The organism is Flavobacterium rakeshii (genome assembly GCF_009741375.1).
Lineage (GTDB): Bacteria > Bacteroidota > Bacteroidia > Flavobacteriales > Flavobacteriaceae > Flavobacterium > Flavobacterium rakeshii.
On record NZ_WOWP01000034.1, the window covers coordinates 107,361 to 130,162 of the forward strand.

At 39.0% G+C, this 22,802-nt stretch carries 25 protein-coding genes and 2 tRNA genes; 10 read left to right on the forward strand and 17 right to left on the reverse strand.

Translation table 11 applies throughout. The features are described from left to right. Positions 1 to 26 precede the first annotated feature (26 nt). The 3 genes from GN157_RS10190 to proS form a co-directional block, all read right to left on the reverse strand. A tRNA-Glu gene (locus tag GN157_RS10190) sits at positions 27 to 98 on the reverse strand. Positions 99 to 166: 68 nt separating this feature from the next. Then, positions 167 to 238, reverse strand: a tRNA-Glu gene (locus GN157_RS10195). 81 nt (positions 239 to 319) lie between these two features. Further along, positions 320 to 1,795 (reverse strand): proline--tRNA ligase, encoded by a 1,476-nt coding sequence (gene proS, locus GN157_RS10200; protein ID WP_157483308.1) that lies wholly within the window; start codon positions 1,793 to 1,795, stop codon positions 320 to 322. 106 nt (positions 1,796 to 1,901) lie between these two features. Here proS and GN157_RS10205 point away from each other — a divergent pair, with 106 nt between their 5' ends. The 4 genes from GN157_RS10205 (at position 1,902) to GN157_RS10220 (ending at position 6,572) form a co-directional block, all read left to right on the forward strand. Continuing rightward, positions 1,902 to 3,014 (forward strand): hypothetical protein, encoded by a 1,113-nt coding sequence (locus GN157_RS10205; protein ID WP_157483309.1) that lies wholly within the window; start codon positions 1,902 to 1,904, stop codon positions 3,012 to 3,014. 55 nt (positions 3,015 to 3,069) lie between these two features. Beyond that, positions 3,070 to 4,566 (forward strand): OmpP1/FadL family transporter, encoded by a 1,497-nt coding sequence (locus tag GN157_RS10210; RefSeq protein WP_157483310.1) that lies wholly within the window; start codon positions 3,070 to 3,072, stop codon positions 4,564 to 4,566. Positions 4,567 to 4,710: 144 nt separating this feature from the next. Beyond that, positions 4,711 to 6,039 carry a 30S ribosomal protein S12 methylthiotransferase RimO gene (gene rimO / locus GN157_RS10215; RefSeq protein WP_157483311.1) on the forward strand — a complete coding sequence of 443 codons (1,329 nt, stop codon included), beginning with the start codon at positions 4,711 to 4,713 and terminating at the stop codon, positions 6,037 to 6,039. A gap of 83 nt (positions 6,040 to 6,122) precedes the next feature. Beyond that, positions 6,123 to 6,572: a hypothetical protein gene (locus tag GN157_RS10220; protein ID WP_157483312.1), complete on the forward strand. Its 450-nt coding sequence runs from the start codon at positions 6,123 to 6,125 to the stop codon at positions 6,570 to 6,572. Positions 6,573 to 6,587: 15 nt separating this feature from the next. Here the strand turns inward: GN157_RS10220 and GN157_RS10225 are convergent, their stop codons facing one another. Next, positions 6,588 to 8,801 (reverse strand): B12-binding domain-containing radical SAM protein, encoded by a 2,214-nt coding sequence (locus GN157_RS10225; RefSeq protein ID WP_157483313.1) that lies wholly within the window; start codon positions 8,799 to 8,801, stop codon positions 6,588 to 6,590. A gap of 107 nt (positions 8,802 to 8,908) precedes the next feature. Here GN157_RS10225 and GN157_RS10230 point away from each other — a divergent pair, with 107 nt between their 5' ends. From GN157_RS10230 to GN157_RS10250, 5 genes are all read left to right on the forward strand, one after another. Then, the gene (locus GN157_RS10230; protein ID WP_157483314.1) at positions 8,909 to 9,379 is read left to right on the forward strand and encodes a hypothetical protein; all 471 of its coding nucleotides are present in this window, start codon (positions 8,909 to 8,911) and stop codon (positions 9,377 to 9,379) included. A 2-nt stretch (positions 9,380 to 9,381) separates the two neighbouring features. Then, on the forward strand, positions 9,382 to 9,732 hold the full coding sequence (locus GN157_RS10235) for a hypothetical protein (RefSeq protein ID WP_157483315.1): 351 nt from the start codon (positions 9,382 to 9,384) through the stop codon (positions 9,730 to 9,732). A 131-nt stretch (positions 9,733 to 9,863) separates the two neighbouring features. Further along, entirely contained in the window at positions 9,864 to 10,379 is a 516-nt protein-coding gene (locus tag GN157_RS10240) for a hypothetical protein (protein WP_157483316.1), read from the forward strand. Positions 10,380 to 10,472: 93 nt separating this feature from the next. After that, positions 10,473 to 12,062 carry a bacillithiol biosynthesis cysteine-adding enzyme BshC gene (gene bshC, locus GN157_RS10245; RefSeq protein WP_157483317.1) on the forward strand — a complete coding sequence of 530 codons (1,590 nt, stop codon included), beginning with the start codon at positions 10,473 to 10,475 and terminating at the stop codon, positions 12,060 to 12,062. A gap of 77 nt (positions 12,063 to 12,139) precedes the next feature. After that, the gene (locus tag GN157_RS10250) at positions 12,140 to 12,559 is read left to right on the forward strand and encodes a nucleoside-diphosphate kinase (protein WP_035132464.1); all 420 of its coding nucleotides are present in this window, start codon (positions 12,140 to 12,142) and stop codon (positions 12,557 to 12,559) included. Between the two features lie 57 nt (positions 12,560 to 12,616). Here the strand turns inward: GN157_RS10250 and GN157_RS10255 are convergent, their stop codons facing one another. Further along, positions 12,617 to 12,913: a DUF721 domain-containing protein gene (locus GN157_RS10255; RefSeq protein ID WP_035132462.1), complete on the reverse strand. Its 297-nt coding sequence runs from the start codon at positions 12,911 to 12,913 to the stop codon at positions 12,617 to 12,619. Beyond that, entirely contained in the window at positions 12,913 to 13,335 is a 423-nt protein-coding gene (locus tag GN157_RS10260; RefSeq protein WP_157483318.1) for a hypothetical protein, read from the reverse strand. Before GN157_RS10260 ends, GN157_RS10255 begins: the two co-directional genes overlap by 1 nt. A gap of 117 nt (positions 13,336 to 13,452) precedes the next feature. On the opposite strand from GN157_RS10260, the gene GN157_RS10265 reads away from it, so the two are divergent. Further along, positions 13,453 to 14,544, forward strand: a complete 1,092-nt coding sequence (locus GN157_RS10265) for a serine hydrolase domain-containing protein (RefSeq protein ID WP_157483319.1) — start codon at positions 13,453 to 13,455, stop codon at positions 14,542 to 14,544. A 30-nt stretch (positions 14,545 to 14,574) separates the two neighbouring features. Here GN157_RS10265 and GN157_RS10270 read toward each other — a convergent pair whose 3' ends face one another. The 11 genes from GN157_RS10270 to GN157_RS10320 all read right to left on the reverse strand — a co-directional run bounded on the left by GN157_RS10270 (position 14,575) and on the right by GN157_RS10320 (position 22,794). Next, entirely contained in the window at positions 14,575 to 15,792 is a 1,218-nt protein-coding gene (locus tag GN157_RS10270) for an outer membrane beta-barrel protein (RefSeq protein ID WP_157483320.1), read from the reverse strand. 35 nt (positions 15,793 to 15,827) lie between these two features. Continuing rightward, entirely contained in the window at positions 15,828 to 16,781 is a 954-nt protein-coding gene (gene ftsY, locus GN157_RS10275) for a signal recognition particle-docking protein FtsY (RefSeq protein ID WP_157483321.1), read from the reverse strand. Positions 16,782 to 16,876: 95 nt separating this feature from the next. After that, positions 16,877 to 17,029, reverse strand: a complete 153-nt coding sequence (locus GN157_RS10280) for a DUF4295 domain-containing protein (RefSeq protein WP_084596023.1) — start codon at positions 17,027 to 17,029, stop codon at positions 16,877 to 16,879. 9 nt (positions 17,030 to 17,038) lie between these two features. Beyond that, on the reverse strand, positions 17,039 to 17,221 hold the full coding sequence (gene rpmG / locus GN157_RS10285) for a 50S ribosomal protein L33 (RefSeq protein WP_035132451.1): 183 nt from the start codon (positions 17,219 to 17,221) through the stop codon (positions 17,039 to 17,041). Positions 17,222 to 17,249: 28 nt separating this feature from the next. Next, positions 17,250 to 17,486 carry a 50S ribosomal protein L28 gene (gene rpmB, locus GN157_RS10290; RefSeq protein WP_035132449.1) on the reverse strand — a complete coding sequence of 79 codons (237 nt, stop codon included), beginning with the start codon at positions 17,484 to 17,486 and terminating at the stop codon, positions 17,250 to 17,252. Positions 17,487 to 17,565: 79 nt separating this feature from the next. After that, positions 17,566 to 18,813: a competence/damage-inducible protein A gene (locus GN157_RS10295; RefSeq protein WP_157483322.1), complete on the reverse strand. Its 1,248-nt coding sequence runs from the start codon at positions 18,811 to 18,813 to the stop codon at positions 17,566 to 17,568. A gap of 6 nt (positions 18,814 to 18,819) precedes the next feature. After that, positions 18,820 to 19,164: an Hpt domain-containing protein gene (locus GN157_RS10300; protein WP_157483323.1), complete on the reverse strand. Its 345-nt coding sequence runs from the start codon at positions 19,162 to 19,164 to the stop codon at positions 18,820 to 18,822. Then, positions 19,164 to 19,778: a fumarylacetoacetate hydrolase family protein gene (locus GN157_RS10305; protein WP_157483324.1), complete on the reverse strand. Its 615-nt coding sequence runs from the start codon at positions 19,776 to 19,778 to the stop codon at positions 19,164 to 19,166. The genes GN157_RS10300 and GN157_RS10305 overlap by 1 nt, the downstream gene beginning before the upstream one ends. 30 nt (positions 19,779 to 19,808) lie before the next feature. Continuing rightward, positions 19,809 to 20,585, reverse strand: a complete 777-nt coding sequence (locus GN157_RS10310; RefSeq protein ID WP_157483325.1) for a 3'-5' exonuclease — start codon at positions 20,583 to 20,585, stop codon at positions 19,809 to 19,811. A gap of 9 nt (positions 20,586 to 20,594) precedes the next feature. Continuing rightward, positions 20,595 to 21,266, reverse strand: coding sequence for a M15 family metallopeptidase (locus GN157_RS10315; RefSeq protein WP_157483326.1), 672 nt, complete (start codon positions 21,264 to 21,266; stop codon positions 20,595 to 20,597). 103 nt (positions 21,267 to 21,369) lie between these two features. Beyond that, positions 21,370 to 22,794: an RtcB family protein gene (locus GN157_RS10320; RefSeq protein ID WP_157483327.1), complete on the reverse strand. Its 1,425-nt coding sequence runs from the start codon at positions 22,792 to 22,794 to the stop codon at positions 21,370 to 21,372. Between the last annotated feature and the right edge of the window lie 8 nt (positions 22,795 to 22,802).

Below are 22,802 nucleotides of genomic sequence, written 5' to 3' on the forward strand. Positions count from 1 at the left end.
TTAAATATCTTGTTATATAAAATTTGTAGTCCGTAGGGGAATCGAACCCCTGTTACCAGGATGAAAACCTGGCGTCCTAACCCCTAGACGAACGGACCATTGTTTGTTACTCTGAAGTCCTTTTTTTGGATTATTCTCAGTAAATTAATTTAGAACTTCAATTTTGTAGTCCGTAGGGGAATCGAACCCCTGTTACCAGGATGAAAACCTGGCGTCCTAACCCCTAGACGAACGGACCGTTTTGTTTCGTTATTGCGGTTGCAAATGTACAACTATTTTTCATTTACGCAATAGCTGAAACAAAATTTTTTATTTTTTTTTAATAGGCCTTAGCAAACAGCACTCGTCCCTTTGATGGCGCGCCTGTAAGTACACATTGACCTTCCTCTTCTACCCTATCAAGAGCTATACATCTGATTGTAGCCTTAGTAAGGTCTTTTATCTTCTCTTCAGTCTCACTTGTACCGTCCCAATGAGCCGCTACAAAACCACCTTTATTGTCTAAAATATCCTTAAATTCTTCAAAAGAATTTACTTCGGTAATATGCGAATTTCTGTAATCAAGAGCCTTGTTAAATAGTTCAGACTGGATTTTTTCCAGTAAGTCCTGTATGTAATTTACGACATCGTCCTTAGCGACTACCTCTTTAGTAAGGGTATCACGACGGGCAACCTCAAAAGTTCCGTTCTCAAGATCTTTTGGTCCCATAGCGATTCTTACAGGTACACCCTTAAGTTCATACTCGTTAAATTTCCACCCCGGCTTGTGCGTGGTCCTGTCGTCAAACTTAACCGATATATTCAGCTTTCTTAGTTTAGCAACAAGCGTATTTACCTCCTCACTAATTTCGGCAAGCTGTTCGTCTGTTTTATGTATCGGTACAATCACAACCTGTATAGGCGCAAGATTTGGCGGTAATACAAGTCCGTTATCATCACTATGCGTCATTACAAGAGCCCCCATTAAACGGGTAGACACTCCCCATGATGTAGCCCAAACATAATCCTGCTTACCTTCCTGGTTGGCAAATTTCACATCAAAAGCCTTAGCAAAGTTTTGACCAAGGAAGTGCGAAGTACCTGCCTGCAGTGCTTTACCATCCTGCATAAGCGCTTCGATACAGTAAGTCTCCTCTGCTCCTGCAAAACGCTCGTTAGCAGTTTTAACTCCTTTTACTACCGGTATCGCCATGAAGTTCTCGGCAAAATCAGCATACACGTTCATCATCTGTTCTGCCTCAACTATTGCCTCCGCTTTTGTAGCATGGGCTGTATGCCCTTCCTGCCATAAAAACTCTGCAGTTCTTAAAAACAAACGTGTTCTCATTTCCCAGCGCACAACGTTAGCCCACTGGTTAACAAGTATAGGCAGGTCACGGTACGATTGTACCCATTTCCTGTAGGTATCCCATATAATGGTTTCAGAGGTAGGTCTTACAATAAGCTCTTCTTCCAGCTTAGCATCAGGATCTACTTCTATTGTTTTTCCGTCTTCACCGGTTTTCAGCCTGTAATGAGTAACCACTGCACATTCTTTAGCAAACCCATCTACGTGGCTTGCCTCCTTACTAAAGTAAGACTTGGGTATAAATAAGGGGAAATAAGCGTTTTGATGTCCGGTTTCTTTGAACTTCTTATCTAATTCTGCCTGCATTTTTTCCCAAATTGCATAGCCGTATGGTTTTATCACCATACATCCCCTAACCCCTGAATTCTCAGCAAGGTCTGCTTTTACAACCAGTTCATTATACCATTTGGAATAATCTTCTGACCGTTTAGTTAAATTCTTACTCATTTCTAATAAATTGGCACAAATATTGTTTTTATAAATATATTACTAATTATGTTTGGCAAAACTAACTATTTTTGTGTAGTCCAACAATAAAAAAAAATGCAGCGTTATGAAAACTAACTACTTTACATTACGTCAAATCTCCTTATACTCTGTATTGGGACTTCTGGCGATAACTGCATCGTCGTGCAGTTCGTACCAGAATAACTCATCATACAACGACGGCATTTACGGAACTGTACCAAGAGACAACAACAATAACCCTGTGTACACATACAACGACGGAAACGTACAACAATACAGGGACGGTGAAGTCTCTGGTCAAAACATGAATTACCAGGGATATTTCAGCTCCCTTGAAAACGAATTCCCTATATACGATGAGCAAAACGACGCTTATTATGATAACGATACCGTTGTTAGTGTTACTAACTACAACAGCAATTACAACGGAAACTCTTATGCCGGATGGGGCGAAAACCCTAGCGATGTAACCGTTAACTATTATGGTGGCGGCTATGGCGGCTATTACAACAACTGGTATAATCCCTGGTGGGGTTATGGCGGATGGGGTGGTCCGGGCTGGAGCATTGGCCTTGGATGGAACTCCTGGGGCGGTTGGAACGTTGGCCTTGGATGGGGCTGGGGTTACGGCGGCGGATGGGGCTACGGCGGTGGCTGGGGTTACCCATACTATGGTTGGGGAGGCTATGGCTATAACAACTGGTATTACTACCCTTACGGACACTCATACTACTATAACCACAATGGTTACTACAACAACAGAGGCCGATCTAATGTTGCTTATGGCGGTAACAGAAGCGGAATTGCAGGAAGAAGCCCATACAGCGGAAGAAGCAATGTAGCCGGAAGGAATAACATATCCGGAAGGAGTAACGTAGCCGGACGAAACTACACTCCGGGGAGAGGCACTACACAATCCAGAAACAGTGCAACAGTAAGAAGCAGAGGAAATACTTCCGACAGAAGCTCTTACTACAATAACTCTTCAAGAACAAGAAGTACAAGAAACTATACTCCTTCTACAAACTCTACAAACACAAGAAGTACAAGAAGTTATACTCCTTCTACCAGATCGAGTTCACCTAGCAGATCGTACAGCCCATCGCCTTCCAGAAGTTCTGGTGGCGGATTTGGCGGCGGAAGATCCGGTGGCGGAGGTGGAAGATCCGGCGGCGGTGGCGGCGGAAGAAGAGGCTAATTACTACACAATACACAGCCCCGTGGTAACGCGGGGCTAAAAAAACCACTAGACTATGAAAAGATATTTATTTATAGCTGCTTTTTCACTAACAGCAGCAGCACTACACGCGCAACAAAACCTTAATACCCCCGAAGATGCTGTAAGGTATGCTACCGGAAATCTTAACGGTACAGCACGTTTTAGAGCAATGAGTGGTGCATTTGGCGCACTGGGCGGAGACATGTCGGCAATTAATGTAAACCCTGCAGGTTCTGCCGTTTTTAACTATAACACAGCTACTATATCACTTACCAATTATAACATCAGTAACAAATCTGATTACTTTGGGACAGGAACTAAAGACACCGACAGCTCCCTGGAATTAAACCAACTGGGAGCTGTTTTTGTATACAACAACACTAAAGAAAATGCTACAATTAAAAAGTTTGCTATAGCATTTAACTACGAGAATACCGATAATCTGGACAATAGTTTATTTTCTGCCGGATTCAATCCAAACAATTCTATAGATCAATACTTTTTACGTTATGCTAACGGTATTGGCGACGAGGGCGGAATTTATTTAAGCACCCTAAACAATTCTTACTATGAAGATTTAAGCTTTATAGACCAACAGGCTTTTTTAGGATATAACGCTTATATTTTTAACCCGGATGTATCGTCACCAGACAATACTACCTATTCCAGTAATGTGCCGGCAGGACCTTATTACAACGAAAACAGTATTACTACAAGAGGATATAACGGCAAGGTAGCTTTTAACTTTGCTATGCAAATTCAAGACTGGCTTTACCTTGGCGCTAACCTTAATGCACATTTTACCGACTACATTAAAACATCTTCCCTGTATGAAGATTATGACAACCCTACCACAGGACTTGAGGCTGTTCGTTTTAATAACAGACGATATACTTATGGCGGAGGCTTCTCTTTTAACGTAGGTGCGATTGCTAAGGCTACCGAATCACTTCGCTTTGGTTTAGCCTACGAATCGCCAACATGGTACAGGCTACAAGACGAGATAACACAAAACATAGTAGCACGCTATAACGGAAACAATGTTGTTACAGACCCGGGAATTACATTTATTCTTGACGATTACGGATTAAAAACTCCGGGCAAATATACCGGTAGTTTAGCTTACATATTTGGCGGATCGGGATTAATAAGTTTCGACTACTCCCTTAAAGATTACAGCCAAACAAAATACACCAGTAGTGGTTATGGCTCTATAAACAGCGAACTGGAAAACAGCCTGGACACAGCAAGCGAATTTCGTGTAGGCGCTGAGTACCGCATTAAATTTCTTAGCTTAAGGGGTGGTTACCGCTATGAGCAAAGTCCGTATAAAAACGGTTATACTGTAGGCGACCTTACAGGTTGGTCTGCCGGTTTAGGTTTTGCTTTCAACAATTCAAGAGTAGACCTTGCTTATTCTTATTTTGAACGAAAATCAAACGCACCGTTACTAACTGCAGGTCTTACCGATTCGGCAAGAATAAACAGCAGTAATAATAATGTAACGCTGTCATACACACTTGACTTATAATTTTTCATCTTGCTTTATACTGAAAAAACCGTCTCTTTTTATAAAGGGCGGTTTTTTTATTACTGCTCCCTCATATAAATTTTAACGCTATATACTCCTGTTTATCAATAAAAAGCGTAATTTTGCACTCCAATTTTCAAATACATGAGAACCAAATCGTTAAAGAAAAATAAAATCAATGTAATAACCCTGGGCTGTTCTAAAAATGTTTATGACAGCGAAGTGCTTATGGGCCAGCTTAAAGCAAGCGGCAAAGATGTTACCCACGAAGCTCCGGCTGAAGAGGAAGGAAACATCATTGTAATAAACACCTGCGGTTTTATTGATAATGCAAAAGAGGAATCGGTTAACATGATCCTTAATTATGCTGATAAAAAGGAACAGGGAATTGTAGACAAGGTTTTTGTTACAGGATGCCTTTCTGAACGATACAAGCCCGATTTGATGAAGGAAATTCCTAATATTGACCAGTATTTTGGTACAACCGAGCTACCATTACTGCTTAAAGCACTAGGAGCCGATTATAAACACGAACTTCTTGGGGAACGCTTAACCACTACCCCAAAAAACTACGCTTACCTTAAAATTGCCGAAGGTTGTGACCGCCCTTGCAGTTTTTGCGCTATCCCTTTAATGAGGGGTAAACACGTTTCCCAACCTATTGAAAAACTGGTTAAGGAAGCCGAAGGTTTAGCTAAAAACGGAGTTAAAGAACTTATACTTATCGCTCAGGACCTTACATACTACGGTCTTGATCTTTATAAAAAACGTAACCTTGCCGAATTACTTGAAAACCTTGCTAAGGTTGAAGGTATAGAATGGATAAGACTACACTATGCTTTCCCTAGCGGATTCCCTATGGATGTACTGGAGCTAATGAAACGCGAACCTAAAATATGTAACTACATAGATATTCCGCTTCAGCATATTAGCGACAATGTATTAAAATCAATGCGCCGTGGTACTACCTATGAAAAAACTACTAAGCTACTTAGAGACTTTAGGGAAATGGTACCGGGAATGGCTATCAGGACTACTCTTATTGTAGGATATCCGGGAGAAACCGAAGAAGATTTCCAGATACTTAAAAACTGGGTAGAAGAAATGCGTTTTGAGCGTTTAGGATGCTTTACTTACTCTCATGAGGAAAACACCCACGCTTACCTTCTTGAAGATGATGTTCCTGCCGATGTAAAACAACAGCGCGCTAATGAAATCATGGAGTTACAGTCCCAAATTTCATGGGAGCTTAATCAGGAAAAAATCGGTCAGGTATACCGTTGTATTATTGACCGTAAGGAAGGAAACTATTTTATAGGGAGAACCGAGTTTGACAGCCCTGATGTAGATAACGAAGTACTTATTGATGCTACCGTTACCTACCTTAAAACAGGAGAGTTTGTTGATATAAAAATTACCGACGCTACAGAGTTTGACCTGTATGGCGCTCCGGCAAGTGCAACTGCCGAATAATACCTAAAAAGCTAAAGTTCAAAAACTTTAGCTTTTTTGTTTAAAAATTGATTAAGTTTGAATTTCTTTAAAGCAATACAGTTATGAAATATTTTAAGCTTTTGGTTTTTGCCTTCCTTCTTTTGTCAGGATATGAATCTATGGCACAATATGGCTATGGCAGCTACTACGATCCTTATTATGGTTCAGGCTATAGACCGGGTGTAGACAGAAGGATAGACACCCAAAGAAACAAAAAAAGCATAAGGAAGAAAAAAGATGAAAAGCCTAAAGACCTATCGGTAGTAATGACCGAATATTTAGGCGAAGAACTTAAACTTGATGATTTTCAAAAAGCTGCAATAAAGTCTATTTATGACGAACGTAAAGATGAGATTTTGGCACTTTCACATAATGAGGCTGACACAAGAGATGTTTTAAAAGATAAATTCAGAATAATAAGTGACGAAATAGACAAAGAGATTCTTCCGTTACTTTCTGACGAACAAAAAACAGCTTATCAAAAAATGATAGACGAGCGTAACAAGAGCTAACAGCCCTGCTACAAGTTACAATATAAGAAGCCCGTATTCACGTAAAGTGTTTACGGGTTTACTATACCAAAACAGTTCGAAATCATCCATTCCGTTAGCTTCATAACTTTGTTTTACATGCTGAAAACCGATTACTTTATTTTCTGGGTTAGCAGTAATTTGGTTTAGTAAATTAACCAACCACTCACCCTGCTCACGGTTTACCTGTATACTGTAACTTTCCTTTTTATCATGAAAGGTTAGTGAAGCGGTTTCAAAAGTTCTCCCTTTTTTGTTTTTGCTAAAATAAGACACCGTAGGCTTACCCCCTATCCATACTACTTTTGCAGTAGGCTTAACAGTAAACATATCATCTTCATGAAGTACGTTATATATATAATCCTCACTCACCTTGGTACGCGGCACTTTAAATTCAAACCAGTCCTGTAACGGATAGTCAAAACAAATGCCGTGCATAAAATTGAACAGTGATTTTTTGAGTCCGAAACTAAACTTATCGTGGTTAGCTCCCGTTTTATCAATATGCACAATATCATTATTAGCAAAAGCCCCTATTGCTTCGGTTTCCTTTAGCACGCCAAACTTTTCGGGATACATCCCTACAGGACTATGAGCCGTCATGGCAAACTGATGCCAAAAGCCCGACTGTAATATACCCAGCTCAAACATTTGCCTCACCATTTCAAGTGAATCGATAGTTTCCTGAGCCGTTTGTGTAGGGAAACCATACATAAGGTAAGCATGCACCATAATACCGGCTTCGGTAAAGTTGCGCGTAACTCTAGCCACCTGTGCTACAGTCACTCCTTTCTGGATAAGTTCCAGCAACCTGTCGGAAGCCACTTCAAGTCCGCCCGAAACCGCTATACAGCCCGATGCCTTTAGCAGTCGGCATAAATCGGCCGTAAAGCTTTTTTCAAAACGAATGTTGGTCCACCAGGTAACAGCCAGTTTACGACGTATAATTTCCAGCGCCAGTTCGCGCATTAGTGCCGGCGGCGCGGCTTCGTCTACAAAATGAAAACCGTTTTGTCCTGTTTGCTCTACCAGTTCTTCCATACGGTCTACCAGTAGTTTTGCAGCAATAGGTTCGTATATCTTTATATAATCTAACGATATGTCACAAAAAGTACATTTACCCCAGTAACAGCCGTGTGCCATAGTAAGCTTATTCCACCTTCCGTCACTCCACATACGGTGCATAGGGTTTACAATCTCTATGACCGAAATATAATCGTCCAGCAATAAATCAGAATAATCAGGTGTACCTACCTCGCTTTGCTTGTAGTCCCTGCACCCTGAGTTATCTATATAAGTAACCTTACCCTCAATCAAGGTAAAAGTACGCTTCAGTTTGTTTACCTCTCTTTTCCCTTCAAGATGCTCCACAAGGCATTCCACCGGAGCTTCCCCATCATCAAGAGTAATAAAATCAAAAAACTCCATTACACGGGCATCACTAAGCGAACGGAGTTCGGTATTAGGAAAACCACCTCCCATACTCACCTTTGCATCAGGAAATATTTTTTTGATGTACTGCGCACTCCTGAAAGCCGAGTACAAATTACCCGGGAAAGGCACCGAAAAACCAACCAACATAGGGTTAGTTTCCCGCATACGCTCGTGCAGTAAATCTATAAGCAGTTCGTCAATGTAGGTGTAAGGCTGTTGCAGGCTCTCGTAAAGTTCATCAAACGAATTAGCCGAACGCCCCAGTCGTTCTGCATAACGGCTAAACCCAAAATGAGGATCTACACAATCTACAATCAGGTCAGATATATCTTCAAGATAAAGCGTTGCAAGGTGCTTAGCCTTATCCTGAGTCCCCATACTACCAAAAGCCCAATCAAGCTCCTCAAGCTGTGCAAAGCGCGATGCCTCGGGCAGAAAATCTTCCTGACATATAAGATGGGAAAGTGTAGGGTTTTTACCCTGCAAAAAAAGCATTACGGCATCAATGGTTTTAAGGTATTCATCCTTAAGCGCAATAATACGTTCTGAATTGGCCGATGGTTGCAGGCTTCCTGCTTCCAACCCCTCCTCTATACGGGTAAAAAGATTTGCCAGTCCCTGTTTTGAGAAAAGTTTTAATATCACTTCAATACCTAAATCGGCCTGAACACAGCTAATACCTTTAGTATTAAGGAATCCCTTAAGGTATGCCGTAGCCGGATAAGGCGTATTAAGCTGGGTAAAAGGCGGTGTTATTAATAATACTTTAGTACTCAAAACAGTAATGGTTTAGCCTGCAAAAGTAGGAGATATTTTTGGTTTTTTATTTTTATTACACTCTCTAATTTAAGTATATTTACTCAAACCAACCGCAAATCAAAACCATGTTATTACAATCCAGACTCAAAATACAGTCGTTGCTTATCCTTTTGGCATTAAGCCTGTCGTTTATCTCCTGTAAAGTTCAGCTCATTGCTCCTTATGATGACGGAATGGTACAGCAAATTGAAACCACCGCAAAAGAGATAGACCGCTTTTACCTGATTATGCTTGAAGTTACACCGGAAGAAGAAAACGGAAGGGCTTACGCAACATTCCAGGAACAGTACATTAACTTTGAAGTTGAGCTGAATTCATTACTCACCAAAAACAAAGTGAAGCCCGTTAACGAACATTCTACCAGGATATGCGAAATCACTTTGCAGCTTTGGAGGAAATACAAAGCCGAACACAAGGAGCAGGACTATTTAAGTGATGGCGAAATTAAACTGAACCGTAAAACTTTTGACGACTTGTTCTTCGCCATGCTCTCGGCAGAAAAAGGAAAACAAATAGCAAACAATCCACCCGAATAAAAATGACAAACTTACAAACCAACGACCCTATATTTGACATCAACGAAGTATTGGCTCAAATGCTGGGCACCGTGAAAGATACGGTAACAGACAACTGGGAAGAAGTAAAATCAGTAGCTAATGAGTTTTTAAACCGACGCAAGGAAAGGTTGGAGCTTTTAGCAGAACTTACCCTTACAGGCGACCTTCCTATAGAAAAGCTTAAATCAAGACTGGAAGATGAAAAGCTTGTTTTTGAAGCCGAACTGCATGCTATAGCCATAATATCTAAAGCCATAGCACAAAAAGCGGCTAATGCTGCACTTGATGTTCTTTTTAATGCCATTAAAAAAATATTTGAGATTAAATTGTAATTACTATATTAATTAGCTTAATTGAATATTCAGTATTAACTATAAAAATTTAGTTAGTTACATATTTATTTATAAAATTTTAACATTTAAAGAACAATATTTATTTTTTTCACATAGACCAACTTACCCTTATGAAATTTTTTTTTTACACAGCAGTAGCAATAGTCTGCCTTGCATCATGTAATAACAAAACACAGGACAAAACTTTAGCAAAAGCTGATATCACAACAGAAAAAGACACGCTGATTTTATCTAAAAAATTCAACGATAATATTGTTGTTGGCGATTTTGACGGAGACACACAAAAAGACTCAGCCTTTTTAATGCTTAATACTCAGAATAATCTTCATGCCATAAAAATAAAATACCATAGCGGCAATACAGATATTCTTGGAGGAGGTAATAGTATAGTTGGGAATAAAAAATTTACAGATGCTGGATTAGGAATATTTAAAATAGCGCCTAAAGATCACATATACTTTAATAATGTTGGTGTTGATGGCGATATTTTACGTGAAGAAGACGTAAAAGATGAGGACAAAATCAAACTTCCTAATGACGGAATATTTCTTCACTATAAAGAAAGTTGTGGCGGCGGAATTATATATAATGAAAACGGGACATACAAGTGGATAATCCAGGAGTAGATTTTAATAAGTGAATCTGGGAATTTTGCCATAATTCATAATAAAGTTTGCATTCATTTTTTCCCTAACTTTACAGGAAAATAAATTACTACAATGCCGTCAGACTGTATTAGCTTTCAAAGTTCAGGATATTTTACCCCGCTTATTACCGATTACCTTAACCAAAAAGAAAACCTGAAGCCGTTATACAACCGCTTCCCTACCCTGCAAAACTTTAAGCAGCAAATACAGGAAAAACAGCAAAACTACAGTAGTGATTCTCGCAGTGTTTTGGTCAATGCTTTAGAAAAGCAATATGCAGGCTTCAATGCTACCGAAGCCACAAAACACAACCTTGATTTACTAAAACAGGAAAATACCTTTACAATAACCACAGGGCATCAGCTAAACCTGTTTACGGGTCCGCTTTACTTTCTATACAAAATTGTAAGCACCATAAACCTTAGCAAACAGCTTAGCGAAACCTACCCTGAGTACAACTTTGTACCGGTATACTGGATGGCTACCGAGGATCATGACTTTGACGAAATAAACTACTTTAACTTTAAAGACAAAAAAATAAGCTGGAACAGGGAAAGCACAGGTCCGGTAGGGAGATTATCTACCTTGGGACTTGAAGCTGTTTTAGAGGTTTTTGAAAAAGAACTTGGTCCGGGCAACAATGCTGCATGGCTAAAAGAACTTTTTAGGGAGGCCTATATAAAACACAGCAACCTTGCCGATGCTACCCGATACCTGGCAAATGAAATATTCGGTAAAAACGGACTCGTAATCATTGACGGTGACAACACTAACCTGAAAAAGCTGTTTGTTCCTCATGTTAAGGAAGAGCTTTTAAACCAAACATCGCACACTAAAGTAGCCGAAACAGCCGATAACCTTAAAGATTATAACATACAGGTAAACCCAAGGGAAATAAACCTGTTTTATATAGAAGATAATATAAGAGAACGCATCATTTTACAGGATGGCGTTTACTATGTAAACAATACCGAGATTCAATTTAGCGAAGCACAAATACTGGCTTTACTGGAAACTAACCCCGAAAAGTTTAGCCCTAATGTAATTATGCGTCCGCTTTATGAAGAGGTAATACTTCCTAACCTTTGCTACATAGGCGGAGGCGGCGAACTGGCTTACTGGCTGGAACTTAAATCCTACTTTGAATCGGCTGGAGTTACTTTCCCTATACTGTTATTGCGTAACTCGGTACTGATTGCTACCGAAAAGCAAGCCGAAAAACTGGACAAGCTTAACCTTAACTGGACCGATGTGTTTATGAAACAGGACAAGCTTGTGAATAAAAAAACGGTTGAGTTTTCAGAACTAAGTCTTGACTTTAGTGAGCAAAGAGAATTTTTACAACAGCAGTTTGCCAAACTGCACGCTATGGCTACCAAAACAGATACTACTTTTGGCGGAGCTGTAAAAGCACAGGAAACAAAACAGCTAAAAGGACTGGATAATTTAGAGAAAAAACTACGCAGGGCAGAGAAACACAATCATGCCGATAAACTGGAGCGTATAACCGAAATACAAAATGAGTTGTTCCCCGGCAGGAGCCTGCAGGAACGAAAAGCCAACTTCTCTCAGTTTTACCTGGAGTACGACGGTAAACTTATTGACAAACTGTTTAGTAGCCTTAAACCATTGGAACACGACTTTAATATCGTTGTGCTGTAAAAAAGTAAAAAACATTAATAATTTATTAAAGTTATTAATGTAAAAACTACTACTTTTGCACAAAATTTAAAAAGACTATGGCAACTAACAGGACATTTACAATGATTAAGCCGGATGCTGTTGAAAACGGACACATCGGTGGTATTTTATCTATGATAACTGAAGCTGGTTTCAGAATCGTTTCTCTGAAATTAACTCAACTTACTTTAGCTGATGCTCAGGCATTTTATGCAGTACACAAAGAAAGACCTTTCTTTGGTGAACTTGTTGAGTTCATGACAAGAGGACCAATCGTAGCTGCTATCCTTGAGAAAGATAATGCTGTTGAAGATTTCAGAGCATTAATTGGTGCTACAAACCCTGCTGACGCTGCAGAAGGTACAATCCGTAAAAAATATGCTACTTCTGTAGGTGAAAACGCAGTTCACGGTTCAGACAGCGATGAGAATGCTGCTATCGAGAGCAACTTCCACTTTGCAGGAAGAGAGCAGTTCTAATAAATATCCTGAACTGACAACATATAAAAAAAGCCGCTTATAAAGCGGCTTTTTTATTTATCTCAATATAACTTCTTTAATTACTTCCCTTCCCATTTCCTCATTAATCATCTTAACGATTTTCTCCTTACCATAGCTAAGCTCTTCCCTCAACACTGCCGATGTAAGCTCTACATAAAGTGTAGTACCCTTTAGCATTATCTCACGGGTATAGTTATTCACACCATTACCCATAAGGTTTTTCCATGCATCCCTAACATCTATTTTATCGATACCTTTTTGCAGGTTGTTAGACTCTACAAACTGTTTGAGCACATCGCTTACCGAACTGTAATCGTTTAATCGTTTTGCCATTATTTCTTATTACTAAAAGGTTCTTCTCTTTTATAATGATATTCTATATCCTGCTCATTTTTAACAACAAGCTTCTCCTCGTTTACCTCAAGTATCTGCTCCTTCCATTCAGCATGGTCGGTTTTGTAACTAATATAAGTTTTATTTTCTTCTTTTGTAATAGTCATTTTTTCGCGCAGTCCATTAGTTCTGTACCCTCCCTCAAGTAATGGCATTACTTTTTGACGAAAACCTTCCTCGCCGCTTAACATAAAAAAGTCAATAGTTGAATTTACTTTATACTCCTTCTTCTCCCCGTCGGGCATTACAACTTCTTCAATCTCCCAATAACCGTTTAATTTTTTTAAATCGGCCTTATCAATTTTTTGCGAACATGATACAGCAGCAATCGCTACAAACAAAAAAAGGTATAATTTTTTCATGATTAGTTTTTAGTTATGAACAAGCAAATTTAAGCATTTAAAAATCTCTGCAAATTTAAAACTTGAGTTTAACGATAACAAGTATTTAATATCTTTAACATCAGTTACTATAACCGTATGAAAAAATTACCACTTATAGCATTAAGTTCCTTTTTGGTTTTCGCCTGTAGCTCATCAGACGACAATACAACCGAATCGGGAGGAACAACCAACCCTACTGCAGAGGAAGCCATGTACTTCCCTGATAACGGAACTGACACCTGGGAAACCAAGTTACCCGCCACACTGGAGTGGAACGAAAGTAATATTCCGTCACTACTGGAATACTTAGAAACCAAAAACACCAAATCCTTTATGATACTGGTTAACGGGCGTATTGTAATGGAAAACTATTTTAACGGACACACAGCAACTACTCCGTGGTACTGGGCCAGTGCGGGTAAAACCCTTACAGCAACACTAACAGGTATTGCCGAACAGGAAGGTTTTATCAATACCAACAATAAAGTTTCTGATTACTTAGCTACAGGATGGACCAGTGAACCGTTAGAAAAAGAAAACCTTATTACCTGCAAACATTTACTAACCATGACATCAGGATTAGATGACTCTTTAGGTGATGATGTTTCTCCCGCCAATCTTCAATACATTGCAGATGCCGATAGCCGCTGGGCATACCATAATGTATATGTAAAACTACAGGATGTTGTAGCACAGGCTACCGGACAATCGTGGAGCACTTACTTTAACAGCAAACTTAGAGATCCAATAGGAATGACAGGTGCATGGCTGGAAAGCGGAGAAGACCTTAGTGTATATTGGAGTACTACACGCAGTATGGCACGCTTTGGCCTACTGGCACTTAATAATGGTAAATGGAAAGAAACCCAAATTATAAACAGCAGCTATTTTAACAACGCCATAAACACTTCTCAGGACATCAACAAAGCCTACGGATATCTATGGTGGTTAAACGGAAAGGAAAACTATCACCTGCCACAAACTCAGTTTGAGTTTAACGGATCGGTTATACCATCGGGGTCTGCCGATATGTATATGGCACTTGGAAAAAATGACCAGAAAATATATGTAATCCCGTCCAAAAAAATGGTAGTTATACGAATGGGTAATGCTGCCGATAGCGAAAACTTTGCACTATCGGGATTTGATAACGAGCTTTGGCAAAAAATAAACGATGTCATTGAATAAAAAAAGAGCCGCTTACTGAGCGGCTCTTTTTTATAAAAATGTATATTTAAAATTCATTCCTAATTTACTAAACTTGTAGTTACTATTATAATCTACAACCTCTCTAGGAGTATCGTATCTTACTTCTACCCCCATTTTATCTGAAAGAGCATAACCAAATCCAACACTTAGGTAAAAATTATGCGCCAGGTCATACGTTTTAGTTGATCCTACATAATATTCTCCTGTTCCATACTGAGTGGTAACTAACTCACCGGAAGCAAAACCCATCCCAAAACCTGCATCAAGATAAAAGCCTTTTTTATTTAAGCCTTCATTAAAATAATAGCGCGGTCCAACAAGAACACTAAAACAACTAACATCCAACTTTGACTCTTCTTCAAGCCTACTGGTCTTAGCATCAGGGGTTATTGTTTTCAACTCAGATGACTTTGTATAATCAAGCCTTAAAAAACCTCCTAAATTACTTGATTGCATTACAATGGCAGCCTCGGCACCTATAGTAAAACCTAAAGCATTATCATTAGCACTCCCTCCTACTGTTTTTGTAGCTAACATATTTAATGTAGCCCCGGCATAAGCACTCAAAGAAAATTCAATTTTTGTAGCCCCCTTATTTTCATATACTGCATAATCACTACCCTTACATTTATTATAAGCCACAAATACTTTTTTAAGAGCATTTTCTGTATAACTAAGAGAACCGAAGTTAATGCCAGAATCGTCACATTTAATATTATTAGACAAATCCTGTTTGTATGTATTATTTTCTTTAATATCACTATTATTAAAAACATACTTTTTAAACACTAATTGATTTAATTTTATTTGTTTTGAATCTACCTGATAAAAGAATTTATTTTCTCCGTTATAAACACATGAGTATAAAGAAGCGTCACCATCTACCACTACATTAAGAAACAGTGTTTCTTTTTCCCAATCAGGATCTTTAAAATTAGAATAATATTTCACTGATGAAGATTTTGATTTATCAACCAGAACTTTTTTCTTAATCATTCTATATTGATTATCAACTCCATATTCCTTTATTGCTTGTAGCTCTAATTTTTCAAAAGTGTCCGAATTATCTTTTTTAAATTCAAGATCAGTTGGATTAGAAAAATTATCAGACTTAAAGTAGCCGTTAATTCTCACATCGCCATTAGTAACATAATAGCCTTTGTTTTCTTGAGCATAAGAAGTTATGGTAGCAAAGAAAAATGCCACCAAAAGAACGTAAAATTTCATTTGTTTGTAAGGTGCTTAATTAATTATTGATTGATTTATTTAAAGAAAGAATCTACAAATTCATATTTATTAAATACCTGTAAATCCTCTATCCCTTCACCAACACCAATATATTTTACAGGTATTTGGAACTGGTCTGATATACCAATTACCACACCTCCCTTAGCAGTACCGTCAAGTTTAGTAACCGCAAGCGAAGTAACCTCTGTAGCAGCCGTAAACTGCTTAGCCTGTTCAAAGGCATTTTGTCCGGTAGAACCATCCAGTACAAGCAACACATCATGCGGAGCATCGCCCACTACCTTTTGCATTACTCTTTTCACTTTAGAAAGTTCGTTCATCAGGTTTACTTTATTATGTAACCTTCCGGCAGTATCTATAATCACAACATCGGCATTTTGAGTAACAGCCGACTGTAACGTATCAAAAGCAACAGAAGCAGGATCACTACCCATTTGTTGTTTTACAATAGGAACACCTACCCTGTCTGCCCAAACCTGTAACTGATCAATAGCAGCAGCTCTAAAGGTATCGGCAGCACCAAGTACTACATTGTGTCCGGCTTTTTTAAACTGATATGCCAGCTTACCTATTGTTGTGGTTTTACCCACACCGTTTACTCCTACCACCATAAGCACATAAGGCTTTTTATTAGCAGGAATTTCAAAATCGGTACCTTCGCCAGTATTGGTTTCAGATAATAATCCGGCAATCTCCTCTCTTAATATCTGGTTAAGCTCATCTGTACCCAGGTACTTATCTTTGGACACACGCTCTTCAATACGCTCTATTATTTTTAGGGTAGTATTTACACCAACGTCAGACGATACAAGTATTTCCTCAAGATTATCAAGTACCTCATCATCAACTTTAGATTTACCTGCAACAGCTTTTGACAGCTTAGAGAAGAAAGAAGTTTTTGTTTTCTCAAGCCCTTTATCTAAAGTCTCCTTCTTTTCAGAAGAAAATATTTTTTTAAAGAAGTTCATATGCTTTTAAGTCTCGTTTTTCCGATGGTAAATATAGAAAATAAAAAAGCTACTCCCGTTACTGAAAGTAGCTTTTCTATATATGTATTGGATAATTATTTCTTCTTTAGAAATTCATCCACAAGTTCTGGTGCCATAACAGCCTCAACAAATGTATAAGCTCCTGATTTTGGAGACTTTACCATTTTTATAGCTTTAGTAAGCCTTTTTGAAGATGTTTGTAACGTTGCTACGGTTTTCTTTGCCATGACGTATAATTATTTGATTTCTTTATGTACAGTTACTCTCTTAAGGACAGGGTTGAATTTTTTAATCTCTAGTCTGTCTGGAGTATTCTTTTTATTTTTAGTAGTAATATACCTAGAAGTTCCCGGTACACCTGAAGCTTTATGCTCAGTACACTCTAAAATTACCTGTATTCTGTTACCTTTCTTTGCCATCTTGCTATATATTTATTAGGTAAGGATATTATTTAATAAATCCATTAGCTTTAGCATCTTTAAGAACTGCAGCTAAACCTTTTTTATTAATCGTCTTGATAGTAGAAGCAGCCACCCTAAGAGTAATCCATCTGTCCTCTTCAGGAAGATAAAAACGCTTCTTCACTAAGTTTACACTAAACTTTCTTTTAGTCTTGTTCATCGCGTGGGAAACGTTATTTCCTACCATCGCTTTTTTACCAGTAAGGGCACAAACTCTTGACATTATTTATCGCTTTTATATCGTTATTCAAAATCAGGGTGCAAAGTAACAAAAAATAAAACTATTACACAAACATAATTAATCAGTTTTTTAAAATTTCCTGATAAATAATTTCTAAAGCTTTGTTTGCCGCACGTTCAATGACCTTTTCACGTGGTTGACCAAAGTCAAACTTCTCACTATAAACTCCTTTTGGAGTAGCTACACCTATAAAAACAGTACCTACTTCGGCATCAGAGTCACCTTTTGTCGGGCCGGCATTTCCGGTAGTGGCAACAGCATAATCAGTACCGAAAATTTTCTTTGCCTGAGACGCCATAGCTTCGGCTACCTTAGCGCTAACCACACTAAATATATCTATGAGTTGCTGATCTATCTTCAGCATATTCACTTTGGCTTCGGTTGCATAAGCCACCGCACTACCCTTAAAATAAGCCGACGACCCCGGCTGTGCTGTTAGCATTTGCGCTATCCTTCCGCCGGTACAGCTTTCGGCTGCCGATATGGTAAACTTCTTTTCGGTTAAAAGTTTGGCTAAAACCACCTCAAGGGTCTCATCTTCATCATAACCAACAATAATATCATCTATAATTGCTTTCAGCTTTTCGGCTTCCTCTAAAATACTTTTGCGTAAAAAATCTTCATCTATACCTCTTGCCGTTAGGCGCAGCCTTACCCTCCCCGGACTTGGCAAATAAGCCAACTTAATAAACTCCGGAAGATTGTCTTCCCACTCCTCTATACGCTCGGCAATAAGACTTTCCCCCTGCCCGTATGTAAGTATGGTTTTATGAACTATAAAAGGACGTTTGAATTTTGAAATAAGCCTCAGGATAACTTCATTATCCATTAGGTATTTCATTTCATAAGGCACTCCCGGAAGCGATACAAAAACCGTATTTTGGTTTTCCATCCATATACCCGGTGCGGTACCTACTCTGTTAAACAGCACCGTACCTCTTGAAGGTACCAGCGCCTGATCTTTATTCATTTGTGAAGCCGGGCGTTTCATTACCTTTTCAATAAGCTCTGTTACATGTTCCAGCACATCCTCATTTACCACCAGCTCGTCATTAAAATACTCGCAAAGTGTTTTTTTGGTAATATCATCTTTTGTAGGCCCAAGTCCCCCTGTCATAATAACGAGATCAACTCGATTTTGGAGTGAAGCAAGTGTTTCCAGTATATGCTCGCGGTCATCACTTATAGAAAGCATCTCTATTACTCCTATCCCTATTTTATCTAACGATTTTGCTATAAAGGCCGAGTTAGTATCTACTATCTGCCCTATTAAAATCTCATCGCCTACGGTAACAACTGCTGCTTTCATACTTTATTAAAGGCTGTAATCTTTTTTTATCTCTTTAAGCGCGTGTTCTATTTTATCTTTAAGGCTTTTATAAACCTCTTTAATTTCTTTTTTTCGGCCCTCGCTCCTACTCCATGTCTCAATAGAGAGCACATCTTCATAAGCCAGGTCCATACCCAGCATATCAAGCGTTGGCTTTATTTTATGAGCCGCATGGTATACCATTTCATAATCTTTCTCTTTTAGTCCGCGCCTTATGTTTTTCACCTCCGGCGGAACCTCTTCCGTAAAAAGTACCATTATTTGTTTTGCAAATTCCACATCGTTATCAGAAATCGCATAAACCTTAGATAAATTATAGTGTAATGCCATTATTTTACCTGTATCCTGAATATTTTTTTTCCTTCAATCGAACCTTCCAGCACATCGTCCGGGTTTACTTTACCTACTCCTTCGGGCGTACCTGTAAAAATAATATCTCCTTTTTTAAGCGTAAAGTATTGTGAAACATAAGCAATAAGCTCATCTATTTTCCATAGCATGTTTTGCGTATTGCCTTTTTGCACTACTTCACCGTTTTTAACAAGCTCAAAGTTAATATCATCTACCGAGGCAAACTCCGACTTATTAATAAACTCTTCCCCTATTACTGCCGAGCCGTCAAACCCTTTAGCCTTTTCCCAAGGCAATCCCTTTTCCTTTAGTTTGGACTGCAAATCGCGGGCGGTAAAATCTATACCAAGCCCTATCTCGCTGTAATACTTGTGGGCAAATTTAGCATCTATATACTTACCTACCTTATTAATTTTTACAAGTATTTCCACCTCATAATGCACATCATTGCTAAACTCTGGGATAACAAAAGGAAACTTTCTTAAAACAGGAGCTGTATCCGGCTTTAAAAAAATAACCGGCTCTTCCGGCCTTTCGTTTGCAAGCTCCTCTATATGGCGGGCATAATTCCTGCCAATGCAGATTATTTTCATTCTTGTAACGTTATATAAACGGGGATTATTTTATACTAATTTATTGTTTAATTTTCTCAATTTAATAGCCGTAAGCACTTTTTTTGTGTACAACGGGAAATCGGCATTTTGTATCCACCCGAAATAACCCGGTTCTTTTTCCAGTATCTCGTCTACTTTTGCCCCCTTGTGCTTACCAAAGGTAAATATTTCGTTTCCGTCGTCATCCAGCGCTATAAAACCGGCAAAATCGACCGCTTTTTTGCGTGTGGTAAATTCCGAAAGCAATTTCATATCATTCTCTAAATCGTCATACCTGTCCAGTTGTGATTTAAGTATCTCGTACGTAGCATTCACATCGGCTTCGGCACTATGGGCATTTTCAAGTATCTGTCCGCAATAAAATTTAAATGCCGCGCTAAGAGTACGTTCCTCTTTTTTATGAAAAATGGTTTGTACATCTACCGTTACCCTGTTTTTCATATCAAAGTCTACATCGGCTCTAAGCAATTCTTCTGCCAGTAACGGAATATCAAATCGGTCTGAATTGTATCCTGCCAAATCAGAATCCTTAATCATATTATATACCTGATGCGATAAATCTTTAAACGTAGGCTCATTTGCCACCTTTGCATCATCAATACCATGAAAAGCGGTAGACTGTGGCGGAATGGGTCTTTCCGGGTTTACCAGCCAGGTTTTACTTTCTTTGTTCCCGTTTGGGAATACCTTTAATATTGATATTTCAACTATTCTGTCTTTGGTTATATCTGTCCCTGTTGTTTCCAGATCAAAAAAACAGATAGGCCTGTTCAGTTTTAGTTCCATTTCTTTTATTTATTGTTGTGTTTTGTCGTCGCATTCCCACCTAAAGTCGGAAGTCTCATATCGTTTCTTTCTGTAATCAAAATGCCACCATTCATTATCATAGGGAGTAAACCCCGCTTCCTTCATAATATCGCGCAGCTGTTTGCGGTTATTTTGGGCTTTCGCCGATATCTTATCGGAAATATAATGAGAAAGACTCGAAAAATCATCAAACTCATTCCCCATATCCAGTAAATTCCCCTCATTATCTGCCAGAGACAAATCTACGGCAGCACCCCTGTTATGGTTTGAACCTTTACCCGGAGGCGCCACATATTTTGGATTGTTTACAATTTCAAACATTTTTTGCTGATACCCGTAAGGACGGTAGCAGTCAAAAATAACCAATTTAAGATTTTTTTGGTTAGCCAGTGTGTTAGCTTTTTCTAAAGCTTCGGCTACTTCCGGCCTAAGGAAACATTTGGCACAGGGATAAATTTTCTGCCCCATAAAGTTAGCCGTATCGGCATAAGCCATTTTATTGACCATACCTTTAGCATCCATATTTATTTCCTGCCAGTCGCTGCTGTCTTTCATAACCAATTCCTGATGAAAACTATTTGTACGCTTTTGATCTGTAACCGTACTTGTACCAAGCACCAACAGCACCAAAACACCTAATATAGTCAAAATAGTTTTCACCGGTTTTTTGTTTTATATCACAAAGATAGGGAATTGAATTAATGACCAAAGACAAATAAAAAAGGGAGACAGAAAAAAACTGTCTCCCTTTGCACCACATTGTTTAATCTTCCCGACTTCCGTCGTCGGCCATTCGTACCATTTTCGGGGTAAACTTAGCCACAACATCCACCAGGTCTTTTTGAGAGGCCATCACTGTATTGATGTCTTTATAAGCCATAGGCGCTTCATCTTTTCCGGCCCCAATAAGGGTCACACCATGATCTTTAAGCACCTGCCTCATATCATCTCTTGTAACATTCTTAATAGCCTGTGTTCGGCTCATTAACCTTCCGGCACCGTGTGAGGCCGAATTAATCGCGTTTTCCTCACCTTTACCTCTAACAAGGAATCCGGGCGCGGTCATACTCCCCGGTATAATACCCATAACACCTTTCCCCGCCGGAGTTGCTCCTTTACGGTGTACAATTACCTCTTCACCGTTTAAAATTTCCTTCCAGGCAAAATTATGACGGTTCTCTACCTTAGCCAGTACTTTACCTCCCACAGCCCTCGTCATTTTATCGTGTATAACCTGATGACAGGCCGACGCATAATCTCCGGCAAGGTTCATGGCTATCCAATATTCCATACCTTCCTGCGAGTTCATATCAAGGTAAGCAAGGTTCTCTGCCTCTCTTGGCAGTTTACAAATACTTTTTGCCAACTTGGTATAATATCCTGCAACAATACCTCCCAATCCTCGCGAACCCGAATGGGTTAACAGGGCGAGGTATCTACCCTTATCAATATTAAGCACCTCATCCCTTTGTTCAAATTCTATAATACCGAACTCCACAAAGTGGTTACCTCCACCCGATGTACCTAGTTGCGACCAGGCTTTATCCTTTAAGTTTTTTAATAACGGATTTATATTGAACTCATCTCGGTCAAGCACATCGTGGTTTGCTTTTTCCTTTCCCTTAAATCCCTGTCCGGCACCAAATTTAGACTGGGCAATTAACTCCCTTTTAAATTTTGCCTGATTTTCCATAAAGAAACTTTCAGGGATATCATATATGGACAAAGCCATTCTACACCCAATATCTACACCTACTCCATAAGGGATAATGGCATTTTTTGCAGCCAGCACACCACCAATCGGCAGTCCGTAACCCTGATGAGCATCGGGCATTAATGAACCTGCTACTGTTACCGGAAGCTTCATAGCCACCTTCATCTGGTCTTTTGCTCCTTCTTCAATATTCTGCTCTCCGTATATGGTATATCCGTTAGCGTTTTCAACCAGCGGAATCACTTCATCTTTCGGCTTGTTAGCTTCATCAATTATAGCCTGAGCCAAGTTCCCTAACGCTTCATCTTCAAGAAAACTTTCGGGAGCATCATTCAGGTTTTTCAGTAAAACCAATACTTCTTCTTTATCCTGCGAAGCGTATTTTCTGTTCACAAGATCAAGTGTCATCCCTAAAACTGCATTTTCTTTAAAACCGATGTTTAACAAATCGGTTCCCGTAATTAATCGTTCCATAATTTTAT

Excerpts from the sequence above, each read along its gene's own strand:
- proS (WP_157483308.1), bottom strand. The coding sequence starts at position 1,795 with ATGAGTAAGAATTTAACTAAACGGTCAGAAGATTATTCCAAATGGTAT.
- GN157_RS10205 (WP_157483309.1), top strand. The coding sequence starts at position 1,902 with ATGAAAACTAACTACTTTACATTACGTCAAATCTCCTTATACTCTGTA.
- GN157_RS10210 (WP_157483310.1), top strand. The coding sequence starts at position 3,070 with ATGAAAAGATATTTATTTATAGCTGCTTTTTCACTAACAGCAGCAGCA.
- rimO (WP_157483311.1), top strand. The coding sequence starts at position 4,711 with ATGAGAACCAAATCGTTAAAGAAAAATAAAATCAATGTAATAACCCTG.
- GN157_RS10220 (WP_157483312.1), top strand. The coding sequence starts at position 6,123 with ATGAAATATTTTAAGCTTTTGGTTTTTGCCTTCCTTCTTTTGTCAGGA.
- GN157_RS10230 (WP_157483314.1), top strand. The coding sequence starts at position 8,909 with ATGTTATTACAATCCAGACTCAAAATACAGTCGTTGCTTATCCTTTTG.
- GN157_RS10235 (WP_157483315.1), top strand. The coding sequence starts at position 9,382 with ATGACAAACTTACAAACCAACGACCCTATATTTGACATCAACGAAGTA.
- GN157_RS10240 (WP_157483316.1), top strand. The coding sequence starts at position 9,864 with ATGAAATTTTTTTTTTACACAGCAGTAGCAATAGTCTGCCTTGCATCA.
- bshC (WP_157483317.1), top strand. The coding sequence starts at position 10,473 with ATGCCGTCAGACTGTATTAGCTTTCAAAGTTCAGGATATTTTACCCCG.
- GN157_RS10250 (WP_035132464.1), top strand. The coding sequence starts at position 12,140 with ATGGCAACTAACAGGACATTTACAATGATTAAGCCGGATGCTGTTGAA.
- GN157_RS10255 (WP_035132462.1), bottom strand. The coding sequence starts at position 12,913 with ATGGCAAAACGATTAAACGATTACAGTTCGGTAAGCGATGTGCTCAAA.
- GN157_RS10260 (WP_157483318.1), bottom strand. The coding sequence starts at position 13,335 with ATGAAAAAATTATACCTTTTTTTGTTTGTAGCGATTGCTGCTGTATCA.
- GN157_RS10265 (WP_157483319.1), top strand. The coding sequence starts at position 13,453 with ATGAAAAAATTACCACTTATAGCATTAAGTTCCTTTTTGGTTTTCGCC.
- GN157_RS10270 (WP_157483320.1), bottom strand. The coding sequence starts at position 15,792 with ATGAAATTTTACGTTCTTTTGGTGGCATTTTTCTTTGCTACCATAACT.
- ftsY (WP_157483321.1), bottom strand. The coding sequence starts at position 16,781 with ATGAACTTCTTTAAAAAAATATTTTCTTCTGAAAAGAAGGAGACTTTA.
- GN157_RS10280 (WP_084596023.1), bottom strand. The coding sequence starts at position 17,029 with ATGGCAAAGAAAACCGTAGCAACGTTACAAACATCTTCAAAAAGGCTT.
- rpmG (WP_035132451.1), bottom strand. The coding sequence starts at position 17,221 with ATGGCAAAGAAAGGTAACAGAATACAGGTAATTTTAGAGTGTACTGAG.
- rpmB (WP_035132449.1), bottom strand. The coding sequence starts at position 17,486 with ATGTCAAGAGTTTGTGCCCTTACTGGTAAAAAAGCGATGGTAGGAAAT.
- GN157_RS10295 (WP_157483322.1), bottom strand. The coding sequence starts at position 18,813 with ATGAAAGCAGCAGTTGTTACCGTAGGCGATGAGATTTTAATAGGGCAG.
- GN157_RS10300 (WP_157483323.1), bottom strand. The coding sequence starts at position 19,164 with ATGGCATTACACTATAATTTATCTAAGGTTTATGCGATTTCTGATAAC.
- GN157_RS10305 (WP_157483324.1), bottom strand. The coding sequence starts at position 19,778 with ATGAAAATAATCTGCATTGGCAGGAATTATGCCCGCCATATAGAGGAG.
- GN157_RS10310 (WP_157483325.1), bottom strand. The coding sequence starts at position 20,585 with ATGGAACTAAAACTGAACAGGCCTATCTGTTTTTTTGATCTGGAAACA.
- GN157_RS10320 (WP_157483327.1), bottom strand. The coding sequence starts at position 22,794 with ATGGAACGATTAATTACGGGAACCGATTTGTTAAACATCGGTTTTAAA.